The following is a 4,581-nucleotide window of genomic DNA, read 5'->3' as shown; positions in this document are numbered from 1 at the left end:
GTTCGGAACTGATAACCGCTGAAAGCATCTAAGCGGGAAGCAGGCCTCGAGATGAGTTCTCACTTTGACTTAGAGTCAACTGAAGGGCCGTTGAAGACTACAACGTTGATAGGCGAGATGTGGAAGTGCTGTGAGGCATTAAGCTAACTCGTACTAATTACCCGAGAGGCTTAACCATACAACGCCAAAGTGGTTTATAAGCGACAGAAGTTAATAGACTRAAGTAGACAGAAGAAYTTAATAGCTTTTTCCAGATTTAAGAATTAAACRAGGTGACCAACCTCAGCGGTATCGCGAAATCGGTTCACCTTGCGCAAATGGAATGCTCGTGCGARGCACGATGTCATTAGACATTTGCACCCAGATTTCCTGGTGACTATAGCGTTTTGGAACCACCTGACCCCATGCCGAACTCAGAAGTGAAACAAAACAGCGTCGATGATAGTGTGGGTTTCCCATGTGAAAGTAGAACATCGCCAGGGCCTTATTAAAGAAACCCGTTGCAGAGATGCGACGGGTTTTTTGCTGTTTGGGGAATAGAGATTTGAGATATAAAATCTCGCGAGGTAAACTCGCTCCTACCACAGCATCAGCACTGACCAGCGTGGTCGGAGGTGGTTTACCCGCCGAGCTATTAGGCTTCTAAACAAAGAGAGTAAAACATCCTAGTTCGTAGCGAGCCAGGGCCTTATTAAAGGTCGATTAACAGCATTCATCCATGGAGCTAATCGACATTAGTACATCCATGTATGATGCCGCGCGCGAAAACTTAGGGAAAATTGTGCGAAAACCGCGAAAAATCACAATTTAATTATTTCTAATAAAGTTTAACAATATTAAAGGTGATTTTCCTTTGAGTTACTTAGAGTAATTGGGGTAGCTAAGAAGAGCGAAAGAGTAAGCCCACTAGGGTGGGCTGTTTCGTTTTTTGGTTCGATATTGGCGCTGGTATTCACGCTCTCTTGTAGCGTCCTTACCATTGGCTCTTTTTCCACCGTCAGAGATCCGGTGAGCGTTGTATGGCTGCTCACGTGCTAAAAACTCAATGTGTGCCGCTTTGCTTGCTGACGTTAACGCAGTTCGGCTGTCATAATCAATGCGCTTGGCTGCATCAGCAAGATGATCATGATTGATTTTGCCTTCCTCTCTCATCGCACTGAGTTTATCGCTGTGCGCTTGACGGTACTCAACGCCTGCAAGACCTCTTTCCTGTGGTATGCCCCACTTAAGTTTGTACTGCTTGGGTGTCATACCATGTGACTTTAAATGTTTACCAAGCATCACGAATGACTTACCACACTCCAAACATTGAAGCTTTTTGGCGCTTAGATAGGCGTCAACTTCAGCGAGTGTGTTAAATTTCTTTGCAGTCTTGGGAGTCATTATTGCTCTCTTTAGCTTCCAAGCAGGTTTTGATCATCCAAGGACCAAGCTTCATACCCTCTTTTTGGGCTTTCTTCACCAAAGCGGCTTTGATTTGGCTATTAGCGCGCATTTGTATTTTCGTATCTAAGTCCAGCTCTCCTTTTGCGTTCATGTTACCCAAGTTCGCATGAAAGCCTCGGGGCGCTTTCCCCTCAGCACCATCGCGATAACCTTCACCAAGCTCAGTGCGAGGATCGCCATTTAACCCCAGCGCCATCCATATTTCATGCTCTTGCTCAGTGCCAAAGTTGTCACCATGTTTAAAGCGGTTTAACCCTCGGCGGTAGCCCGAAGCATAATCAGCATTGATGGACTCAGCGGCTTTGATAAAAGCATTAAATTTAGTTTGATTCATAAGACACCTTAAAAAGGCGACCTCAGCCGCCTAGTTAGTTGAGTTATTTAGCTAGGTTGATGGTGTAGTCTTCGTTGTACTCAAGCGTTTCGCGGTTCCACTCCATGAAGCACTCTGTCATTGCGTCTTTCACTTCGCCCGTCCAAAATTCATCATCGCTTTCATCATATTCAGAATCGTAATCACCTAGTGAATCAAAACCGTCTTGCGTATTGAACAACTCAATAGCAACCAAATCACTGTCGCTGCTATTGTGGGTATAGTCAACGTCACCATCCAGTGTAATTCCAACACTGATGTCGTTTTGATTTGAAGTATAGAAGCGCTCAAGGATTGAAACTGTTTGCTCTGCGATTTGACGTGCTGTAAGAGTAGTATTGATTGTAGTCATGGTAAGTTTCCTTTTTAGTCTAGGTTCCGCCTAGTCACTATACGGCAAGTCCGGTGCTTGCCCTGTGATGCGATCATTCTCTATATATGCAGAGCCTTCTTGAACACTATCACCCAGTACGCGGCTGGTTGTCCCGTCGCTGTGCTCTACTGTGGTAGTGCCATCATTATTAACTGTTAGCACTTTTACTATACTGCGCTGTGTGCCAGAGAGGACCGATCCGAGTCTGTTTAGTGTGTTAGACATTGCGTACCGCCTGAATTGTTTGATTTACCATAATCGCGCCCTGGTTACTGATACTGGCAGCGATAGCCAGTGAGTCCACGGTTGCTTTGTATAGCTCATCTTCGAACCTTACACCTAATAACATGCCAGGTCTGATTGGTGGCAGGTCAGCTTTGAGTTTGGTCCGAATGGTTGCGGTTCGTTTGTTACCACTTCTTGCTAGTTCACATGTGCCACGTTGACGCGCGGCTTGTACGTCGGTGATTAGATTATCTACGATGTCGCGAGCGTAATCAGTCGCGGGTGTGCCTTGACGTTTGATTTTACACGCTACACCTTGTTGTTCACCTCTCACAAAAATAACGTTGTGCTCAGGCTGAATGGTGTCTCGTGTATTGTGCTCTAATATTAGAGCATCATTGAGAATGACATCAGGTGTTGCTTGCTCTGTGCTCCACGGATTAACTGGCCACTCAGGCACAACTGAGACGGTTTTGGTTGTGTCGTTAATGTCCAATATCGCACCAATACTGCTGGCTACTTTTAATAGTGCAGCCGCTGGCGTCAATCCTCGATACGAAAACGCCCCCTCAGGGATTGGGTAATCAATCATTTTGTTGTCTAACGTCCAACCTGTATTTTCTAAAATGTCGGTCATGATACCTGCAAGCGACTTATCTACGGTGTTTACGTAATTACGCTCCCGCTGATACGGTGCAGCCAGCTCTGCAAATCTTGAGCGTATCGATGCGCTATAGCTATTATTCGCAAACCGATTGCTTGTACTGGGTTGCTCACAAATCACCACAAACTCATATCCATTAATGACCAATTTTAACTGTTGGCCAATCGCACGCTCCATATCTATTCTGCTGCAAAACTTGATGTTGCCCGTTGCAGCAAACTGGCCACGTTGCCATGTAATGTTGATACTATTTATCAGTATTTTTAAATCATCACTTAGTCGATTACAGCTGATTGATGGTTGCATGATGTAATATCTCTGTATCTGTGGCTCTATTGGAATTTTTGAATCAATGGGGGGAATGTCATCATCTGAGCGAACTGGCCCACCAGGTAACCCCCAGTAGCAGATTTTTTCATAGGGAGACATTCTGAGTTTAACTTTGCCTATCTGCGGGCTAGCATTCAGCGCGTTATCAAATCGCACAATTACACGGCCTTTTTGAGGATGCTTTACTCGGTAGCAAATATATGCGCGTTCACTCGGCCCGTAATGGATGCGAAGTGCGGTTTCATGTTGTGATGCTTCCCGCCATATTTGAATCGTTTCAAATTGCTCAATTGCACCAGTGCTCCATTTTTGGACGTATTCATACATGATGGTTGGCATTTTATTAAACCAATTAATTGATGTTTGGCTCTCACTCGTCACCGGTTGAGCATACCAGCGTTGGTTCACATCAATATGCAGGGTGTCAGCGTTAGCCCAACCCAAAGAAAGAACGGTTTCATTTGAGCCAGAATTGCCGTATTGCAGTGTAGCCAGCACCTCAAAATTTAGATTGTTCGAGTACCCTATATCCCAAAATGCAGCAACCTCTTTATCTTCAACAGGGGGTGGAGTCGTACCATTAAAATCCAATATAATTGGGCTGATACTTCTCGACCTTGGCYTATAAAATTCAATTACTATCAATTGATGGCTCTCGAACGGCAGGCTCTACATTATCAACAACCACTGCGGCGTAGGTATTGGACAGATCGATACCCAGCACAATCAAAGGCTCTGGTGACTGACAAACAAAATCAAACGAGTTGTTACTAGCCATAGTTTGCCCAGTCTTCGTCATAGTTGAGCGGGTGATAAACTGTATCAGTTGTCGAGCACCTTCAGGGCTACTACCTTCAACACTTCCTCGGACTTCTAGAACACTGAAGTTTGTATTTAATAACAGACTGTGCTTAGTTTGATGCGGTATTACTATGCTCATAGTATCGGCCACCGAGAATTATTAAAGTATAGATAGTCGCCCTCGTGCAGAAATGTAGATGACTGCTCCCTAGATGAGTGCACGGCAAATTCTAAATCCGGAAATGTGCCAATGACCTCATTACCTGAGTACAACCCAATGTTTGTCCATACATTCCAAAGAACTTGTCTTCCAGGGTTGCGCTTGCACGAACTTGGCCATACTGACGTAAGTACATCATTAGTCATCGT

At 44.8% G+C, this 4,581-nt stretch carries 6 protein-coding genes and 2 rRNA genes; 2 read left to right on the top strand and 6 right to left on the bottom strand.

Annotated elements, in window-relative coordinates; translation table 11 throughout:
• Nucleotides 1-178 (top strand): 23S ribosomal RNA (locus tag L1D50_RS21780); the annotation flags it as partial.
• Between the two features lie 190 nt (nt 179-368).
• Nucleotides 369-482 (top strand): 5S ribosomal RNA (rrf, locus tag L1D50_RS21775).
• 424 nt (nt 483-906) lie between these two features.
• Here rrf and L1D50_RS21770 read toward each other — a convergent pair.
• Genes L1D50_RS21770 through L1D50_RS21745 form a run of 6 tightly spaced genes read right to left on the bottom strand, consistent with a single transcriptional unit; the run spans nt 907 to nt 4,351 of the window.
• Nucleotides 907-1,383: a MucR family transcriptional regulator gene (locus L1D50_RS21770; RefSeq protein ID WP_239966815.1), complete on the bottom strand. Its 477-nt coding sequence runs from the start codon at nt 1,381-1,383 to the stop codon at nt 907-909.
• Nucleotides 1,355-1,780, bottom strand: a complete 426-nt coding sequence (locus tag L1D50_RS21765; RefSeq protein ID WP_239966813.1) for a hypothetical protein — start codon at nt 1,778-1,780, stop codon at nt 1,355-1,357. The genes L1D50_RS21770 and L1D50_RS21765 overlap by 29 nt, the downstream gene beginning before the upstream one ends.
• A 43-nt stretch (nt 1,781-1,823) precedes the next feature.
• Complete coding sequence (locus L1D50_RS21760) at nt 1,824-2,171, bottom strand: hypothetical protein (RefSeq protein ID WP_239966811.1); 348 nt, start codon at nt 2,169-2,171, stop codon at nt 1,824-1,826.
• A gap of 30 nt (nt 2,172-2,201) precedes the next feature.
• Nucleotides 2,202-2,417 carry a hypothetical protein gene (locus L1D50_RS21755; RefSeq protein WP_239966810.1) on the bottom strand — a complete coding sequence of 72 codons (216 nt, stop codon included), beginning with the start codon at nt 2,415-2,417 and terminating at the stop codon, nt 2,202-2,204.
• A complete protein-coding gene (locus L1D50_RS21750; RefSeq protein ID WP_239966809.1) occupies nt 2,410-4,002 on the bottom strand; it encodes a hypothetical protein in 1,593 nt (530 codons plus the stop codon). Before L1D50_RS21750 ends, L1D50_RS21755 begins: the two co-directional genes overlap by 8 nt.
• Before the next feature lie 40 nt (nt 4,003-4,042).
• Nucleotides 4,043-4,351 (bottom strand): hypothetical protein, encoded by a 309-nt coding sequence (locus L1D50_RS21745; protein ID WP_239966808.1) that lies wholly within the window; start codon nt 4,349-4,351, stop codon nt 4,043-4,045.
• Nucleotides 4,352-4,581: the final 230 nt, after the last annotated feature.

Origin of the sequence: Pseudoalteromonas sp. Isolate6, assembly GCF_022398435.1 — a bacterium.
GTDB classification, from domain to species: Bacteria; Pseudomonadota; Gammaproteobacteria; order Enterobacterales; family Alteromonadaceae; genus Pseudoalteromonas; species Pseudoalteromonas galatheae.
Note: the sequence above shows the minus strand (reverse complement) of the source record. Positions and strands in the feature narration are given on the sequence as shown.

Excerpts from the sequence above, each read along its gene's own strand:
- L1D50_RS21770 (WP_239966815.1), bottom strand. The coding sequence starts at position 1,383 with ATGACTCCCAAGACTGCAAAGAAATTTAACACACTCGCTGAAGTTGAC.
- L1D50_RS21765 (WP_239966813.1), bottom strand. The coding sequence starts at position 1,780 with ATGAATCAAACTAAATTTAATGCTTTTATCAAAGCCGCTGAGTCCATC.
- L1D50_RS21760 (WP_239966811.1), bottom strand. The coding sequence starts at position 2,171 with ATGACTACAATCAATACTACTCTTACAGCACGTCAAATCGCAGAGCAA.
- L1D50_RS21755 (WP_239966810.1), bottom strand. The coding sequence starts at position 2,417 with ATGTCTAACACACTAAACAGACTCGGATCGGTCCTCTCTGGCACACAG.
- L1D50_RS21745 (WP_239966808.1), bottom strand. The coding sequence starts at position 4,351 with ATGAGCATAGTAATACCGCATCAAACTAAGCACAGTCTGTTATTAAAT.